Source organism: Candidatus Wallbacteria bacterium, assembly GCA_028687545.1.
Taxonomy (GTDB): Bacteria; Muiribacteriota; JAQTZZ01; order JAQTZZ01; family JAQTZZ01; genus JAQTZZ01.
On the sequence record JAQTZZ010000071.1, the window covers coordinates 1 to 17,786 of the forward strand.

At 49.2% G+C, this 17,786-nt stretch carries 16 protein-coding genes and 1 pseudogene; 9 read left to right on the forward strand and 8 right to left on the reverse strand.

Going from position 1 to position 17,786, the window contains the following annotated elements:
• The coding region (locus PHW04_17760; GenBank protein MDD2717737.1) for a hypothetical protein at nucleotides 1-2,228 on the reverse strand (2,228 nt) is incomplete at its 3' end.
• 131 nt (nucleotides 2,229-2,359) lie between these two features.
• Here PHW04_17760 and PHW04_17765 point away from each other — a divergent pair.
• Nucleotides 2,360-3,115: a nitroreductase family protein gene (locus PHW04_17765; protein ID MDD2717738.1), complete on the forward strand. Its 756-nt coding sequence runs from the start codon at nucleotides 2,360-2,362 to the stop codon at nucleotides 3,113-3,115.
• A gap of 222 nt (nucleotides 3,116-3,337) precedes the next feature.
• Here the strand turns inward: PHW04_17765 and PHW04_17770 are convergent, their stop codons facing one another.
• Together PHW04_17770 and PHW04_17775 are read right to left on the reverse strand one after the other, a co-directional pair.
• Nucleotides 3,338-4,243 carry a hypothetical protein gene (locus PHW04_17770; protein MDD2717739.1) on the reverse strand — a complete coding sequence of 302 codons (906 nt, stop codon included), beginning with the start codon at nucleotides 4,241-4,243 and terminating at the stop codon, nucleotides 3,338-3,340.
• On the reverse strand, nucleotides 4,240-4,521 hold the full coding sequence (locus tag PHW04_17775; protein ID MDD2717740.1) for a hypothetical protein: 282 nt from the start codon (nucleotides 4,519-4,521) through the stop codon (nucleotides 4,240-4,242). The genes PHW04_17770 and PHW04_17775 overlap by 4 nt, the downstream gene beginning before the upstream one ends.
• 298 nt (nucleotides 4,522-4,819) lie before the next feature.
• Here PHW04_17775 and PHW04_17780 point away from each other — a divergent pair, with 298 nt between their 5' ends.
• From PHW04_17780 to PHW04_17810, 7 genes and pseudogenes are all read left to right on the forward strand, one after another.
• On the forward strand, nucleotides 4,820-4,969 hold the full coding sequence (locus PHW04_17780; GenBank protein MDD2717741.1) for a hypothetical protein: 150 nt from the start codon (nucleotides 4,820-4,822) through the stop codon (nucleotides 4,967-4,969).
• A gap of 427 nt (nucleotides 4,970-5,396) precedes the next feature.
• A pseudogene (locus tag PHW04_17785) lies at nucleotides 5,397-5,990 on the forward strand (C1 family peptidase).
• Entirely contained in the window at nucleotides 5,991-6,272 is a 282-nt protein-coding gene (locus PHW04_17790; protein MDD2717742.1) for an SH3 domain-containing protein, read from the forward strand.
• 384 nt (nucleotides 6,273-6,656) lie between these two features.
• Complete coding sequence (locus PHW04_17795; protein ID MDD2717743.1) at nucleotides 6,657-7,577, forward strand: hypothetical protein; 921 nt, start codon at nucleotides 6,657-6,659, stop codon at nucleotides 7,575-7,577.
• Between the two features lie 113 nt (nucleotides 7,578-7,690).
• Nucleotides 7,691-8,194, forward strand: a complete 504-nt coding sequence (locus PHW04_17800; protein MDD2717744.1) for a hypothetical protein — start codon at nucleotides 7,691-7,693, stop codon at nucleotides 8,192-8,194.
• A 228-nt stretch (nucleotides 8,195-8,422) separates the two neighbouring features.
• Nucleotides 8,423-9,157, forward strand: a complete 735-nt coding sequence (locus PHW04_17805) for a hypothetical protein (GenBank protein MDD2717745.1) — start codon at nucleotides 8,423-8,425, stop codon at nucleotides 9,155-9,157.
• Between the two features lie 91 nt (nucleotides 9,158-9,248).
• Nucleotides 9,249-11,894: an AAA family ATPase gene (locus PHW04_17810; protein MDD2717746.1), complete on the forward strand. Its 2,646-nt coding sequence runs from the start codon at nucleotides 9,249-9,251 to the stop codon at nucleotides 11,892-11,894.
• 44 nt (nucleotides 11,895-11,938) lie between these two features.
• Here PHW04_17810 and PHW04_17815 read toward each other — a convergent pair whose 3' ends face one another.
• The 3 genes from PHW04_17815 to PHW04_17825 form a co-directional block, all read right to left on the reverse strand.
• Nucleotides 11,939-12,358 (reverse strand): hypothetical protein, encoded by a 420-nt coding sequence (locus PHW04_17815; GenBank protein MDD2717747.1) that lies wholly within the window; start codon nucleotides 12,356-12,358, stop codon nucleotides 11,939-11,941.
• Between the two features lie 129 nt (nucleotides 12,359-12,487).
• A complete protein-coding gene (locus PHW04_17820; protein ID MDD2717748.1) occupies nucleotides 12,488-13,819 on the reverse strand; it encodes a diguanylate cyclase in 1,332 nt (443 codons plus the stop codon).
• 52 nt (nucleotides 13,820-13,871) lie between these two features.
• Entirely contained in the window at nucleotides 13,872-15,548 is a 1,677-nt protein-coding gene (locus PHW04_17825; protein ID MDD2717749.1) for a phospholipase D-like domain-containing protein, read from the reverse strand.
• A gap of 101 nt (nucleotides 15,549-15,649) precedes the next feature.
• Here PHW04_17825 and PHW04_17830 point away from each other — a divergent pair, with 101 nt between their 5' ends.
• Complete coding sequence (locus PHW04_17830) at nucleotides 15,650-16,582, forward strand: ABC transporter substrate-binding protein (protein ID MDD2717750.1); 933 nt, start codon at nucleotides 15,650-15,652, stop codon at nucleotides 16,580-16,582.
• 82 nt (nucleotides 16,583-16,664) lie between these two features.
• Here PHW04_17830 and PHW04_17835 read toward each other — a convergent pair whose 3' ends face one another.
• Complete coding sequence (locus tag PHW04_17835) at nucleotides 16,665-17,015, reverse strand: hypothetical protein (GenBank protein MDD2717751.1); 351 nt, start codon at nucleotides 17,013-17,015, stop codon at nucleotides 16,665-16,667.
• Between the two features lie 64 nt (nucleotides 17,016-17,079).
• On the reverse strand, nucleotides 17,080-17,786 hold a 707-nt coding region (locus tag PHW04_17840), incomplete at its 5' end, for a hypothetical protein (protein MDD2717752.1).

Consider the following 17,786-nt stretch of genomic DNA (forward strand, 5'->3'; position numbering starts at 1 on the left):
AGTTGTGCATCTGGATTATCCCATTTGTAGGCTGAAAAAACGCTCTGCCCGGCAAACAGCGGATTCTTGAGCTCTTTGACCTCGATCTCTTCCGGGTGTTTCAGGCATTCCACCTGCAGGACAGGATCCTTGGAGAGGCCGATGAATCCTGTCTCTGAAAAAGTCCCGCTGGTGCGGATCAGGGGAATCTCCAGCTCAGCAGTTTCCTTGAGTTTGAGGGGAAGATCGAGGCTGTATGACAATTCATATACACCTGACACAGGGTGCTGGAGTATCAGTAGAATCGTGCCGGATTCATCATTCGGATTCACTTTTTTTTCATTGATGAAATTCCCGTCCAGATGCAGGTTTTCTGCAGATCCGGATGGGACTGCTATTTCCAGGGTTGTGATGCCGGCATACTGGATATTGTATGAAAGCAGGCCTTTGAGAGAGCACTGATTCGGATCCAGGCTGACTGAGAGATGATTTTCCACGCTGACTGAGGATGATCTGGTCGTCAGGTCCAGTGTACCTGAGTAGGGATGAGAGTAAAATCTGAAGCCGAGTGCGGTATCTGAACTGGATTCGTTCTGAAGGTCCTGCTCTTCGTTTTCCGTATCTCCTTCCTCAATTTTCAGATCGCAAGGGACAAGGGCGGTCAGATTTCTGGTGTTGAGCATGATGCAGAGAGGCGCTGAGACTGTGATATAGCCGGAATCCGTTGAGGCTGAGCATACATGCAGATCAGGGATGCTGTATGAACTAATGCCTGCTTTGAAATCCTGATGGAATTTCAGGATAAAGTCTTTGGAGTCCTGTGCCTTTTCTTTGAAATTGATCCTGATTTCAGCAGTATTTTTGCCGCTTTCCACAATCTGCCAGTCTTCGATGCAGTCCTCAGGTTCGACGGCAGTCACAGCAAGACTGGAAGGAAAGATGCAGTTTACGCTGAAAACCCCGGAGCTCTTTACAGTAAGCTTGATGCAGTCCTCGATCAGAGTTTCATTTTCGCCGATCCTGATATTGATGGTTTGGCCGGCTGAAAATTGCGGTAGAATTCTGCTCCTTAACAGTTTCAGGTTATAATCTCCTGAAGAAAATCTATAGCAGTAACTGCAGATGAATCCTGATTCATCCCCTTCAGCATCGATCTGAAAAAGATGTTCCCTTGATTCAACGCTGCAGGCAGTCTCTCGATTCCGGAAAATCAGGATCCTTCCTTCGCTCCGGCTGGCGTTTTTCACGCTGATCGGCAGCACCTGAATTCCATCTCCAGATTTGAGTTCGGTTTCCAGCACCAGGCTGAAATCCTTGTCCATCTTTGAAAAGAGGCTGATCTCCAGCATGTTCTTTCCGCCGGTCTGCTCCAGTTTCTGGGATGCCACAGATTCTCCCTTGAGCGAGATTACGCTGTATTCTCCAGGAATTTCCAGCAGCAGCCTGTCGATTCCGCCCTGCTGCAGCCTGATGTTGAAAGTGGAAACAGACTGCACAGAGTCCGGCGTAAGATAAATCCTGCGCAGTTCTTCTGAGGAAAAAGCGGCCTGCACTGATTCAACCGAAGTGGAGCGCCATTTGAGATTTACGGAACTGTCTGAACCGAGGAAAGCCGTAAAAACGCTCGTGCCGGCATTGTGTTTCGTGCTGCCGGTGCAAAGAGGTGTGAGCTCGAATTCCAGGTTCGGTTCAGGGACTGTCAGTTCCAGTCTGGAAACACCGGCTCCAGGCACCTGAAAATCAAGACGGAATCCGTCCTGGTCTTTGCTGATCCTGGTTACGAATTTCAGGGACAGTTCATAAATTCCCGGTTCTGGAAAGACGGCCAGCGGGCTTCCTTCATCAGTGCTGAGAAGCATTTTATGGTTTTTATCCGTGATCTCTGTGATGGCGGTATTTTTAAAACCAAGCGGCAACCTGCTGTAGCCTTTTTTCAGAACCCGCACTGTCAGGCTGCCTGTGAACTCAGCTTGAGAACCTGAGATTTTCCCCTCGTATCTTGCTTCTGAAACTGCAGCTTCAACAGGCGGATTAGTTTCAGCCACTTCCTGGGTCTGGCCGGCCAGCCAGAGTTTGATGAATTCCTGGTATGGAATGAAAACTCCCTTGTTTTCAGAAGAAAACACCTTCTGGAGATTGTCATAAGGGATGTAAACCGCGTCTACTTTCTCCTTTTTTTTAATATCTCCGGCCTGAACTGCAGCCAGTCCGACCAGTATGAAAAGCAGACAAAGTATGAATTTATTCATCGAATCCCCCGTTGGATTTTATTTCTGATATGATAACAGAAAATAACTGTCTTATGTACTCTGTTTTACAGGTGTTTCCAATCGATCTGAAAGGATTGTATAATGAGTATCCAGAGCTTGCCGGAGGTAATATGAACCCAGTGATCGACTGTCTGATGAATCGCAAATCCATCCGTAAATATAAAGATGGAGTGCCTCCAGACGATCTGCTGGAAGCAGTAGTCAGGGCAGGCCAGCAAGCGCCTTTCGCCTACCAGGTTTACAGTGTGCTCCTGACTCGTGAGCGGGAGAAGATTCAGTTCCGGGCTCCCTGGCTGTTCACGATCTGCATAGACCTGCACAAATTCGAGCTGATCATGGCTAAGCGCGGCTGGCAGACTGTTCAAAACGACCTTTCGCTCCTGCTGCTCGGCCTGCAGGATGCGGCTTACATGGCTGAAAACATGGTGACAGCAGGCGAGAGCCTGGGCCTGGGCAGCTGCTACCTTGGCGCTGCGCCGTATCTGGCTCTTAAAATCAGGGAAGAATACAGCCTGCCTGACAGGGTTTTCCCGCTCGTGCAGCTTGTGATGGGATATCCGGACGAAAATCCGCCTGTGCGGCCCCGCTATCCACTGAATTTCGTGCTGTTCGAAGGGAAATACCCGGATATCACTGATGCTCAGCTCGAAGAAGCGATGAAAACAATGGATCAGGGCTATCTCAGCCAGGATTATTATCAAAAAATCAATTACATGATCCCTGTCGGAAAAGGCATGCAAGAGAAATACACATTCGATAATTACAGCTGGTCAGAGCATATCTCGCGCAAGCTCGGGCTCTGGCAATCCGACCTCGGTGAAATGCTGGACAAGCTCGAAAAATGCGGCTTCAAGGTTTCACGGTGAGTGAGTAATCGTTTGACATTGACAAATTTTGTGGTGTGCAGCCAAATGTTGTACGAGTCAATGATTTGTGGCGGGTCCTGGTGCAACTTTTTTTCTTCTTCGCAGAAGCGGCAGCAGATGCCTTCTGAATCCATCGGAACTGCCATTCCATCCATGCAGGTATAAAAGCGGAGGCCCTGAGCCATGGGATTCGTAATGGATATTGAAATCATTACGCTTATTTCAGACATTTTCTGCATTTTTCTCCGTTTTACTCAAATACCTCGTTATCACAATCCCCGAAATTCCCATCAGAATAAAAGATGCCACTGTCCCGTATTCGATCAGGAAGGTGATTTCAAACGGCAGGCAGCGCAGGCAGATGCGTTCGAAATTGAAGACCATGTCTGCAAGCCTGCAATAGAGCAGGTTGAAAAAAAGTAGACCTGTAAGAGCGCCAAGCAGGCCGTTTACCATGAAGATCTGGACAAGGCCCTGGAGTTTCAACTTCAGGAAAAAGAAAGTGGCAATGAAGACTGTCGGCAGCACCAGGAAAAAATCGAAGGGAAATCCCGCATCCATTGGCAGCAGGATGAAATACCAGGAATTGTATGCCAGAAATAAAAGTGAGAGGATGATCGAACCTGTGAAAATAGTAGTAATAAGAGAGAGTCTCAGCTGGCACTGAGTCTGCGTGCCTTTCGCAAAGTCCTCGGGAATCGAATTAACGAGCGCTATTCTGGCACTCCAGAGCCCTCCCAGCATGAAGAACAGCTGGGCAATGTGAAAACCGAATCCCTGATGGTCCCAGATGCTGGACTGATATAAAAACTGATATGCTGCAGGGAGGAGATATCGGAAAAAGGCGTAGGCCAGCAGATTGAGCAGCAGGCCGCCAGCCAGGAAGGCTGCCAGAGGGCTCCGGATTTTCAGGATAAACATGATCCTGACTGCGATGAAGGCCAGAATTATCAGAAGAGGAAAGACCGGATCCTTGATTATAGCCAGCAATTCTGTCCGGCTCAGAAAGCAGGCGACGACTATGGAGAATAAGGCGTTGAACAGCGCGATGAATAGGCTTTGCCAGGATTCGGAGGATAGGATGGATACCAGCTTCAGCTGGAATGACGGGATATTGGAGTTGTTCATCTGCAGCCTCCCAGAGTGCGATAGAATCCGGGCAGTCTGTCCATTTTTCTGATGTTTCGGATGATTTTCAGCATTCCTAAGGATCGATCGGAAACTATGACGTCCTTTACCAGGGATTTCAGCTTCTCTGCAATAAAGCCAGTACCTCCGCCCAGATCCAGAACAAGATCCGTATTTTTCGGCTTCAGCGATTTCCGGATCAGTCCAGGCCTGTACAGGCCGTAAAGGCGCATGAAGGGGTCGTAAACTGGGGAGTAAAGGTTAAAAAAATCAGGCAAAACTTTCCCTCATTTTCATACAGTTTCTTACTTTTATCTTATTTTACCATTTTCAGTCAGATGATGTCGTTTGCCAGTCTCATTCACATAAATTATAATTTGTGTAATCATCCAGAATTCAGAAAGCAGGGGAATCAAGAATATGGAAAATCAAAACCCTGAGAAGAAAGAAAAAAAATCTCTCTGTCTTTAGAAAAGTTTTATTCATTTGTTATTGGAATGGCATGGCAACAGGGTTGCTGGCATTTTTATTAATGAGGAATACTATATATTCAGCAGCATATTGGTTTCTCTCTTCATGTTTGATGACAGGGTTTTTCCACTCGTGCAGCTTGTGATGGGATATCCGGACGAAAACCCGCCTGTGCGGCCCCGCTATCCGCTGAATTTCGTGCTGTTCGAAGGGAAATACCCGGATATCACTGATGCTCAGCTCGAGAAGCGATGAAAACAATGGATCAGGGCTATCTCAGCCCCGATTATCTTTTCGTAATTTGAATTCCTTCACAGCCTTTGCTCGCTGAATCGCGTAATCAGACCATTTATTTCTCATGATACGTCATGATATGTGATGATTCGTGACTTGGAGTAGTTTTTGGCTATAGTTGCTTTAAGAAAAAAGATAAGGGGGAAACGTGAAAAGAGGACTGCTGGGACTGATGATGGCTCTGATTTTATCGGTTCAGATTCATGCCGAAGGAGTGCTCAGCGACAGGCTGCTCCTGTTCAAAAAACTGAAGGACGAGCAGTTCAGGCACGTACTCGCGCTGCTTCTGCTGGAACATGCCCTGTTCACGATAGACAGGGATGTGATCTCAGATGAGATCGACCCTGCCAATCTCTGCGGCGTGATCGAGAGCAGCGACCCGGTCCCGATGCTGCAGTTCAGGGACCGCGGCCAGCTTCTTTCCCGCTTCAACTGGGCCGAGCGGGGTGGCGTTACTCCGATCAGGCATCAGGGCAACTGCGGCTCCTGCTGGGCCTTCGCCTGCGTGGCGGTCGTGGAGTCAGCCTGCCTGATCAACGAAAAACAAAGCGTCGACCTGTCTGAGCAGGACCTGATTGCCTGCAACCCAAGCGGTTACGCCTGCAACGGCGGCAACTACACATCGCTGAACATGGTCCAGCAGAAGGGTCTGGCCCTGGAGCGGGACGTGCCATATCGCGCCACATCGATGGCCTGCGCCAATGAGAACAGGTACTGCAGGATCAAGCGCTGGTTCGGCGTTCCGGCTGATACGAATTCCATCAAGCAGGCGATCATGAAGTTCGGGCCGGTCTATACAGAAATCCTGGTGGACGACTGTTTCAAGTACTATTCAGGCGGCGTGTTCAACCACGAAGCCACTTCAGGTGACATGCACGCCATCGTGATCTGTGGCTAGGACGATTCCACAGGTACCTGGACCATCAAGAACTCCTGGGGCACAAACTGGGGCGAGCGCGGCCTGGCCAGGATCAGGTACGGCGTGTCAGGCATCGGCAAGCGGAACATCGCTGTCCAGTATGCGGGCGGCAACACTGGCGTTGACAATAACAACAATGGCGGCGAAACCGGCAAGACGGCAATCGTCTGCTGCAACGGGGGCGCCAATCTCCGTCAGGGCCCTGGCCTCAACTACCAGGTGATCACCCCGGTCGGAAAAGGGACGACAGTATCAATCGTTGGCCAGCAGGCAGACTGGTGCAAAGTGACAATCCCTGACGGCAGAAGCGGATACATGTATATCAAAGCCCTGCAGATGCAGTAAAATACCGACTTCCTGAAACCAAAAGGGCTGTCCCAAAAGGGCAGCCCTTTTTTCAATCGTCTACTCTCATTTCGAACCATTTGCACTACTGTCATTATAAAATCCGGCTCTGATTTCAGCCCTCTGGCTGAACGATTGAACCCTGAAACAATATTACTAAAGTTCCGACTCGTAAAAATGTAAAGATTCCATGATGCGCAATCGTGGTGTGTATGGCCTGAACTTTATTATGACAGTTCACTGTCATAATAAGCCAGGGAATAATGACAGTAAATGAAGTGAGTCAATATGACTCATGGAAAGGCAGCGTTTCAACAATTCACTTTATCTGTTATCATTCTCCAATGCCTCAGACCAGCCTAAAAGAGCCTTTATCATAAGACCATGAAAAGAAGAATCACTGATATACTGGTTCCGGTTTTCGTCAACCTGCTCGGAGTGTTCTGGATATGGATCGGATTGAACTATTCCCAAGGTGAACTCAAGTATCAGATCTTTATTTCAGCAATGCTGGCAGGAATTTTAGTAATTCAGCGCATCAAGGCTGGTTATTACATCGGATTATGCACATCACTGGGCTGTTTTTTATATGCTCTTGTGTCAATGTTGACTGATCATCCTGCAGTTGCAAACCTTTCCCTTTTAGCTTTTGGCTGGACATGTTTCAATCTTCTTGAGGACGAATCCGGAAAACGATACTTTTCAATGGAACGAAATGATCCTTACAGCTTCCAAATGAAAATCTGGCTGTCAATCGTGCTTTTTTTAGGAGGTGTCGTCCTTGCACCATTTGTATTAGTAATGACTGCAATGTTAACAAGTTTCACTTCATCAATTGTACCACCAACTTATCCCGGTGAGGAGTTATGCTGGAGTCTGCTGATTCCGGAATTGATTTTGATCGCTGCGATCTCGATTTTTCTCAATCTGAGAAAAATAGCTAAAATGCACGCCCAAAACCTTGAAAAATTCCTACTCGACAGGGTGCATGTCCCGAATTTCCGGAAAAAGGCCAGGGAAGAGCTGGAAAATCTCAAGCATGAGGCTGGCTTTTTCATCTCAAAAGCCGGAAAAACGCTTTCCGCACTCTACCCTGCTGGTCTGATCGCTGCAGGGCAGCCTGAAACAGCATCTAATCCATTCCTCACCGAGATTTTCGCCTGCCTGAAGATCATGCGCTCGACCCCAGCAATCCAGGTCCAGATCATCGACAGTTTTGAGTTTTACTTTCATAAAGACCTTTCAGAATCGCCGGATACGGTGATGCAGATCTCAGAAATGCTGCTCAATGCTTTTCTGAACTGAAACTTGCGCAGCCCTCAATTTTTTCACACAGATTCACTATTCAAAGGAGAATTTCCGGATATTCTTGCATTAAGAAAAACCGGAAGAATCCGGTGAAAACACAGGAGGACTGAATGAAGTGGACAAAGGGTTTGGCTGTAAACATTATGGCTGTAACAGTTTTCATGCTGTCCTGCGCAGCAGCTTCTGCTGAAAACATCAACTGCAAAAGAGCTGATCTGCTCATGGCAAAAGCCGGCGGAACAACCAGCATCGAATACATTATCGGATTCACCTACAACGGGGCAGAAATGGACTACAAGTGGAAAGAGCAGCAGGAAGTAAGCGGTGAGCAGATCAGTGTCGAACAGCAGAAGATAATCATCAGGTTCATCTCAAGACTGCAGACAAGTAAGGATGCGCTTGCCACCATCGTTGCCGACAAGACAGGTTTCAGTAAGGCTGGCATCAAGATTCTGTATAGAAAGGTGATCGTCAGATATCCTGACCGGCTCTGGGTCGAATACCTGGACAACGCGGAAGTGATTCATCACGACCCGGACGGCCTGGTGTATACAGGACAGATCGACAGCCTGATGCAGGAACTCCTGGATCATCCGGAGCTTATGGAGGACTGAGATCCAGGAAACTGCAGTAGAAAGAAAAAGGCCTTTCCCTTAGAGGTGAGGCCTTTTTTATTAATTGCTGAAAAGACATTTTGTCAAATGTATAGACCCGGTACAAGTTACAATGATACGCCATGATACGCGATGATTCGTGACCAGAAGCAAAATCCGACTATAGTTGCTTTAAGAAAACAAGCGGTGAAACCGCAGAAAAATCAAAAAAACTACAGGAGGATCGGAATGAAGGGACTCAGAGGAATCGCAAAGGGAATCATGACACTGGCACTGGCACTGATGCTGCATGGCGCAGCCTCGGCGGAAAGCGTCAATTTCAAGCAAGCGCTGGTCTGCAATGATGGAGCACTGGTCTACGACGATTTCGCAGCCTGCAACATGGTCAAGGAATGGGCAGCCATCGACAAACTCGCCAGAGGCACGAAAGTGACAGTGCTGGAACTGAAGGACGCTTCATACCTGATCAACTGCCCGGGTCATGACAGAGTATGGATCTACAGTGACGATCTCACACCCTGCCTCAAGTATCGCTGCGTGGCTACAAAGAAAGACAGCAGCTACCCGAATCTTCCGGCTAAGATAGTCACCGGCTGGTTTAACGGATCAGATGCAGCCTGGGATGCGCTTTACGAAGAAATCAGCAAATATTCCGGCTCTGCAGATATCGATGCCAATCAGGTCTACAACGTGAAAAACGAAATGCAGGAAAACCCGGACCTGACCATCGAACAGCTCGGCGAAAACAACCGGAACAGGAATACCTGGACCGTAAACTGCGCTGCCCCGGCCTATATGAACGCCAACTCAGCTTCCAGCGCCAATGCGGCCGCCGCAGTCGCCACCCTCGACAATGGCACGACCGTCACTGTGGTGGCAGCAGAAGGCAGTGCAGTGCAGATCATGACCGTTACCGGCGAGAAATACTGGATCACCTGCAGCGAAGGCTGCCTGGTGAAATAAAACAGATCAACTGATCTTAGCAAAAGGCCTTTCCTTCATCGGAGAGGCCTTTTTACTTTAAACAAAAACAAATCTTTGATACCATTTTTTCATGGCAATCAAAAAACCTGCTGACAGAATCGGGGAAATCGAATTCCTGTTAAAAAAGATCGCAGGCACGGGCTGCACGGTCATAGTCGGCATGGCGGGCATCGGCAAGTCCTGGCTGGCAGACGCGCTGTATCGGAAAATCCAGGATTCAGGCGCAAAGGCGATCCGCCTGTGCTGCCTGGAGAATTCGACTGCCCAAGATCTGCAGGCAGAACTCTCGAAATCCATTTCAGTATTGACCGGCAGAAAACAGGGCGACTCGAACCAGAATCTGGAAACAGCCTTACAACTTCTGGATGCCGAGCAGATCACTCTGATCATGGACGATTTTCATCTGATCGAAAGCCGGGAAACACTCCCGGTTTTTGGATATGCCACAAGGCTTGTTTCTGGCAGGGCCGTGTTCTTCACCAGGAAACGGCCGGAACTGGATGCAGCCCTGGCTGCAGACATCTACCAGTACAATCTGCAGGGACTCAGCGAGGCTGAGACAGGCGCGATGACTGAGTCTCTCTTTTCATTCCATGACGCAGATCCTCCTGACCAGGCCCTGAAAAAAGCGGTTTTCAGGCATACTGCAGGGCATCCGTTTTCAGTGAAAATCATCTGCGGCATGCTGCTGACCGGCAGGATCACGGTCGCTGAACTGGAGGCAGGGAAAATGATCAGCGAATTCACTGACCAGTACCTGGACCAGTCGATCTGGCGGCAGCAGCCCGAAGAGTTCAGGGAAACCCTGCGCATCCTGAGCATACTGCGTAAGCCTGTAGACAGGGAGATTGTCCGCAGTCTGGCAGGAGACAGGGCCGGTACAGTCATAGCGAGCCTGGCAGACTCATGCCTCGCAGATACGGACATGCAGGGCAGGATCGCGGTTCCGCAGGTGGTGAAGAATTTCGTGATGAGACTGACAGATGAGAAGGCACTGAGAAGTCTGCATCTGAAAGCAGCGGAATGCCTGAAAAAAGGCCTGCCTGGCGATCCGGAAAATCTGCTTGAAACATACTATCACTACTCCAGCGCAGCTGTGCGTAAGCGTGCAGTTGACACCCTGCTGGAACTGGCCGAACTCAACCGTTACTATCAGAACAACGTCAGGGACGTAGTCCATCTTCTGCAGAAAGAGATGGAAGGCGGCAGATACAGGCTCCAGGAATTGAACGAGGCCCTGGTGGAGCAGCTGATCATTCTCTGCAGGTTTGAGGAAGCAGCGGCAGGACTTGCTGCGATCGTGGGAAGCGCCAGGCATTATCTGGAAGGCACACTGGAATACATGAGGGACAATGGAGCCAGGGCCATCGAACTGTTTGAAAAATGCAGGAAGCGGGATCTGAGCCCGCAGCGAAGTCTGCTCCTCCTGCTGAGAATGAGCATGTGCAGGTTCTTTCTCGGCCAGCAGGAAAAGGCGGAGGAAGAACTGAACGCAATTGCCGTTCTGCCTGAGCTTCAGGATTATCCGGTGCTCAAGGCCTGGTTCAACTACTCCAGGTCTCAGGTGGAATATTTCCGGGGCAGGACTGACAAGGCCATTTCCCTGATCGATGAATGCCTGGAAGAATTTCTGAGGCTCGGCATGAGGTCCAGCATCCCTTCAGCCCTGACAGGCAAGGCCATCAACCTGCTCTCCCAGAACAGAATAGAAGAAACCCGGGCAATGGCCCGGCAGATTCTGGACATCTACGGCGACTGCTCCACCCCGCATCAGAGAGGGATGGCATTCTCCATGCTGGCCGAATCCGGGATCAGGTGCGGCGAATACAGGGACGCCATCGCCTGGCAACTGAAGGCGATCGAATGCTTCAAAAACGCCGGACTGGCTGTCGGAATGGCCGATGAATACGGAAAGCTTGGCAATATCTGGCTGCGCTGCGGCGACGAGACCGAAGCGCTGCGGAATTTCCAGAAATCCATGGAACTGGTCGAAAAGAACGAGGAAATCGCCTCCAGAGTGTTCAATACCTGCCTGTATTGCGAACTGCTTATCATCCAGGGAAAAAATGCGGAAGCTTATGAAAGACTTCATCAGGTCGAAGCGTCGAAAGGCGGCAGATGCCCTCATTACCTGACCAACTTCAATTTTCTGCTCAACCTGGCCTCCCGTCTGTCCGGCCGCGAAAAAGAAGCTGAGATTTATAGAGCCCGGTTCATGGAAGACCTGGAGGATTTCACTCCTTCCACGAGAGAGACAGTGGAAAAGAATAATGCCTGGCTGATGCAGGAGCTGGAAAAACGCAAAGGCAGGATCAATGTCCTCCGCGAAACCGGCCTGGAAAGCATGGGAAAGAAAGATGCCGAAAACCTGGCCGGTAAAGCCGGGGAATACGGGATCCTGGTCGACTTCAGGGGCAAAAAGCTATTCGTGGACGGCAGGGAAGTCCAATTTTTCCATCGGCAGACCATGGTGAAGCTGCTGCGCGAGCTTGTCCGTTCGCCAGGACGCATCATGGCTCCTAAAGAGATTTTCCCGTTAGTCTGGAATCGCTCCTATGACCCGGTCGGAGACGAAGGATTTTACAGGATGACCATTGCCAGGCTGCGGAAAATCCTGTTTCCAGGAAACAACGAACGCTTCATCGAGAAGACAGGCACATCAAATCATTACAGATTCAATCCAGCCTGCGGATACTGCATCATTTTACCAGATTGACAATTCCTGACAGAGATTGTGACTTAGGCTGAAACTGAAGTTTGTCAAGCGTCATGCAGATGCCTTTCCTGATGCTTGCGGAGATAATCAGTCAGGTCGTAGCCTACTAACGCTCCAACATAAAAACCACTGAGGCTCATGAGAATCGCAAGTCTAAGCATGTGATGAGCAAAGTGAACATTCCCATCATGGAGCAGGATGATGAAAATGCAGATGCCGGCTCCCAATGCGCCTCCGACAAGAGCTCCGAGAATTTTATTTCTGATCTCTAAAGATAAAAAAAACCGTATCCCTAATATGGAACTCGTGAGCCATAAAAAAAACTGCACGATAATCCAGTAAAGATTGACGTATTTTGGGTATTCTACTATGTATGCTAATAAGATTGTCCCAAGAAATGCAAAACCGATCAAACCTGCAGGTAATCCATATTCCAGAGCGTAACTCCATTTTATTCTGTTCAATTTTACTGCCGGTTGAACTGGTGAGTCTTCCGAAATGCGTCTCATGAATTCAAACATTTGATGAATCGCCCCCTTTTCTGTAAAGTGCAATCAGGAGGCTTTGCCGGAATTCAGTGATTTTCGTCGACTTCAGCACACCCTGTTCCTGCCTGTTTCTTTTGCCTTGTATAGAGCCTGATCCGCGATCTCAATGAAACGCTCAACTCCCATCTCCCTGATCAGATGTGAGACACCGAGGCTGCAGGTGACCTTGAGCGGCTTTTTTTCGTGGTTCAGAGGATTGTCTTCGATGGTTTTGCGGATGCGCTCCGCCAGCTTCAGGGCACCTTCATAGGGTGTTCCCGGACAGACGACTGCGAATTCCTCGCCCCCGTATCTGGCCACGAAATCGATTTCCTTCCTGATTACTCCTGCCGTGGTTTTTGCCACATGGCGCAGCACTGCGTCCCCGACCTGATGGCCATAAGTATCGTTGAAGCTCTTGAAATGGTCTATGTCAAGCATGATCATCGAAAGGTCGGTTTTGTAGCGTTTGGCATGGAAGACCTCTTCATTCAGCCGCACCTGGAAGTAGCGCCTGATGAAAACCCCGGTCAAGCCGTCTGTGATGGACAGCTCATAGAGCTGCTTGTTCTTGAAAGCGACCGCCACCTCACCGGCCAGCGCCATGCCCAGTTTCAGGTCTGAATTGAAGAACCCGTTCTTTTTATTGAGAAGATTGATCACCCCGATCGGCTGATTGTCCACGCACAGCGGCAGGCAGATCATGTTCCGCAGGCCTGAGTTCAGATTAAGTTTCTGGTAAGGGATGAAATAGTCGCTCTTTTCCACGTCCTTGACCAGCAGCGGTTCATTCAGTTCCAGTGATTTTCCGGCAATCCCCTCTCCGACCGGGAAAGTGATCCATTCCTCTATTTCAATGATCCGGTCTTTCCAGTAAACCACCTTGGCTTTCAGGCTGCGTCCTTCCAGGAGCATCAGCGAGGCATGCTCACAGTTAACAGCTTCAGCCAGAATTTCCAGGATCTTGGTCAAAAGCTGACTCATGTCAGGAATATTGATGATGGCCTGATTGACCTGGATCAGGCATTGCATGGCCCGATTCTTCAAGTCAAGTTCATGGTTTGAAGTGATGATTGTATTCAATTTCTGCTTGAGATTCAATGTCATCCGGTTGATGTTTGTAGCAAGTTCCAGGGTTTCGTGGCTCTGATTTACCGGGAACTGATAATCAAGATTACCCTTGGCAAGTTCCGAGATTCCTGTCATCAGTTCCCTGAACGGATTCCGGTTCCTGCAGAGCAGCCAGGAAATTGTCAGCGTGGCGGCGGAAATCATGATTGTGATGATCAATCCAGTGAAAAAAAAGGATCTCAGACTGGAAAAGTAAATCAGCAGGATGGTCAAAACAGAGAATCCGGCTGCCACGATAAAAATCTGGATAAAATGCTTTTTCAGCATGAGGCCTTTTTACAAACAAGATAACTAATCTTATCGGAAAATGAACAGGCAATCAATGATTGAGGATTTTGTTCAGTGTTTCCCCTGAGACTGATGCTCCGGGAAATGTTCTGCCCTGGGCAGCCTCCCTGGTAATGATCCAGTCATCAGCCGTGTTAGTGTCCAGGAAAGAGGAATCCCTTGTGATAATGTAGTCTGCAGGTACCTTGGAAGAGTCCACACCCGCGTTTTCGGCTGCAGACTTCCACTGTCCGTTGTTTACGATTTTCTGCAGATCCTTGTCTTCACCTCTGGGAAATTTTCCATCGTGATTGGTCCAGCAGACTGCGTCTACAATCTCACCTTTCTGATTCCTGAGAAGAATCTGTTCGTCAGTGGCTGTAAGCTTGAACTTCTGGGCAAATAGGCGTAAAACACCGTTCCTGGAAGCCGTTTCATCGATCCGGCTGTCTCCCTGGGTTACGATCAGGAATTCACCGGTCCTGATCCTGGCAGCCGGTGGAATCACTTTCAGTACAGAGTCGCTTTCCAGATAATAATTCCCGATCTCCATCCCCTTGCCGGAATTCCCGTCGTCCAGGCAATAGAGTTCGATCCAGTCGCCTGAACGGTCTTTGAAGCTGACCTTGGAAATGAGCAAAGAGGATTCAAGTGATGATTGGTGGCTTGAAACCTGCGGGACACCGTTCAGGACCATCTGGCTGGTCGTATCGTCGAAATTTTTTCTGACCTGGGCCATATACTGCTGAGCGAGTTCAGAGTCATGTACTACGACCAGGTTTTCATCGTTATTGGAATCAGCGGTGGAGGTGAGGTTGAAGGAGCCTGTGATCACTGTGGGATCCGAATCAGTGCCTGCGTCGATCACAATGAACTTGTGATGCAGGAAGCCTTTGTGGATGTCCAGTTTTACATTCATTCCTGCATCTTTGAACGGAGTGTATGCGCTGTAGCCTGAAGTTGCCTGCCAGCGGTCCAAGATGCCGTATACCTGCACCCCGGCCTTGCATTTGTCCATCATTACTTTGATGATATCCTCATCTGTAAAGGTGAACATGCAGAAAAGTATCGAATGATCGGCTGAAGAGAGCAGATTCAGAATTTTCCCGCTGACTTTGTCGTATGGCGCGAAATAGATCTCTACTTTTTTTCCTTCGATTGTGAATTCGTGGGTACCCTGTAAAGCATGTTTCTTGATGGAAAATCTGTGTTCCACGAACATCTGGTCAAATTCCTGCTGATAGAGGGGCACTACATCCGGAGTGTCCAGGATGATGATGTTGTTGTTGTTCTTGAGAGTGCAGGTGTCTGTGAAATTGGTGGAACCGCTGAGTACTGCCGATTTGTCGCGGATGATGAATTTGTGGTGGCACTGGCCGCGGTCTGTTCCATCGGCGAAATCATCAGGAATGATTTTCACGCCTGCAGCTTCGATAGTCTTATAACCTGTATATTTATCGCTGTGGTAGTATTTGGATTCAGTGACCAGGCGGACATTGGCAGCGCTAAGGCGTTTGGCTGCGCTTACGATGGCGTTGACTATTCCATCATTGTCGAGTTGATAGATGCTGATGTCAAGCGACTGCTGGGCCCCGTCGATGAAAGCGACTATGCTCGGTTCGAGACTGAGGCTGTCAGGCGGCCAGTTGAAGGTGCAGGAGATGGCTGAAGCCTGGGAAGCCGTGATCGAGAGCAGGAAAACTGAAAGCAGCAAGTATTTAAAAAGCATTTCCCCCCCGAAGCCTTGATACTTAAATTATAGGTGAAAAGTGATGCAAGTCAATTTGTTTTGTAAAGGAAATTCTGAATTTTGTATGATAACATGTTAAGATGCTTCTTCTGATTATTATTCTGGTCGGATCGATTTTATTTTCGGGTTGCGGAGGACAGCTTTCCCCGCCGCTGGTTAATCCGCCGATCCGCCATGAATCACCTGTTCAGGAGCCCTCAGGCAGGAGTTTTCTCCTGATCAATCTTCTGTCCGAACCTGACTCTCTGAATCCTCTCAGTTCTGACCCGGCCAGGCTTGCGGTGAGCCGGCTGATCTTTAACGGATTGTTCAGGCCGGGTGACAGCGGACCAGAACCGGACCTGGTCAAAGAATTTCTGCCTGGGGATGGAAACAGAAGCATCCTGATCATCCTGAAAAACGAGATCCGCTGGCATGACGGAGTGGAATTCACTGCTTCAGACCTGCTCTGCACTCTGGAAAAAATCAAGGAAACCGGTTCTCTGACAAACCTTACTTCTGCTCTGGAAAGCATAGAAGTGATTGATCTTTATAATCTGAAGGTTCACTGCAAACCGGCTGCCGCAGAGACCTCTTTATGGACCTTCGGGATGCTGCCGTCTCATCTTTTACTGAAGGAAAATCTGACCGGTAATTCCTTTTTCAACCAGCCGACAGGCACTGGACCTTATCGATTCCTAGGCTGGTCGAAGAGTTCAGAAATCCTGCTCGACGCAAACCCTGACTATTATGAAGGATCTCCAGGAATCAGCCGCTGCATTTTCAGGTTCGAACAACCCTCAGTCGCAATGCTGAAGCTTAAAAACCACGAACTGGATGTGCTTGAGCTTAGCGCGGAGCAGGTGGCTAATCAGGCTTCAGACAAGGAATTCCAGCAGGCGTTCAGGGTCCTTTCTACTGCTCTTGAAGGCACTCAGACTTTTGCAGTCTGTAAAGACCTGAATCTGTCGATTTTCCCTGACGGCCGGGGACTGATTCTCCAGCATGACTGGGTCGATGAACTGCTTCCATAATTTATTGGTTCGGGGTCCGAGGTACGGGGAACGGGGTACTGTACTTCTCGAACCTCGTACCTCGATCCTCGAACCTATAAGATCAGTTTTCAGATTCCACTTCAGAGATCAGCGACAAAAGTTCCAGGGAACGCTCAGGAGATGACTGGTAATATTTTTCGTTGATGAACTGCTTCACTTTTTGAAGCAGACCGCTTCCGCTCAGTTTAAGGGCACGGAAGGAGGTGCGCAGCAGCTCCGGATTACCTCTGCCTTCGAGATAGTCCTGGATCAGATTTTCAAGTTTCAAAGGCGCGAAGCCATCGTGCTTTCCACGGTCTTCGGTCTTAGGCAGATAAACTGAATCGTCCGCAACAGCTCCCATGGGCTTGAGTATCGGCGAGACGCTGAAGAGGAATCCGATTGTCAGTATTGCCAGTATTGTTTTTTTCATGACTTCCTTCCCTGAAGCTGGAATCCAGGAATCACCAATTTAATTATACTCGAAATCCGGATTTTTACTTCAAATTATTCCAGTCGAAAAATTCCTGAGGGATCGGGCTGATGGTCATCACGAAGCAGGCCTGCTTCGCGGTGTCATTGCCGTATCCCTCTTCACTGAGGCGGCGGAGTATGTGATCAAAGATCAGCCGGCCTGAAATATCTTCCTTGTGGATCTCTTCGACCACCAGGTTGCCTACCAGCCTGGTACTCATGCGGATTCCTGATTTCGAGCAGATCCCTGCCCTGACTGTTCCGTTCCCGACAGTGATCCCGTCACGGGTAACTATTCCCAGGGCAGTAGGCGGCACGAAGCTCCGGCAGTCCTGATAGCTGGAACGGTCGATTTTCAGGCCTCGTTCGGTGAGGAGGCAGCCCGGATTGGCGACTGTAAAACTCAGGTCTTCGGGCATGGTGCATTCCACGATTCCTTCAGGGCGGAACATTTTCCCGTCGTAAACCGTGCTGTCATGGCTCAGTTTCTCCATTCTGCGGGTCGCGCCTGAGCGGAAATCGCGGACAATGAACTGCGATCCTGCGCCGAAATCCGGTTTGGATTTGAAATTCAGGGTGCAGTCCACTGGTATCGGCTGAGCTATCCAGTGATTCCATTCAGTGGTGTCCAGCACCTGATACTTGCCGTCCACCAGCTGATCTTTGGAAAGCTCGATTTCATCGTTGGTATCCCATTTTTTTGGCGGATCTCCCTGGGGTTCATGCAAAG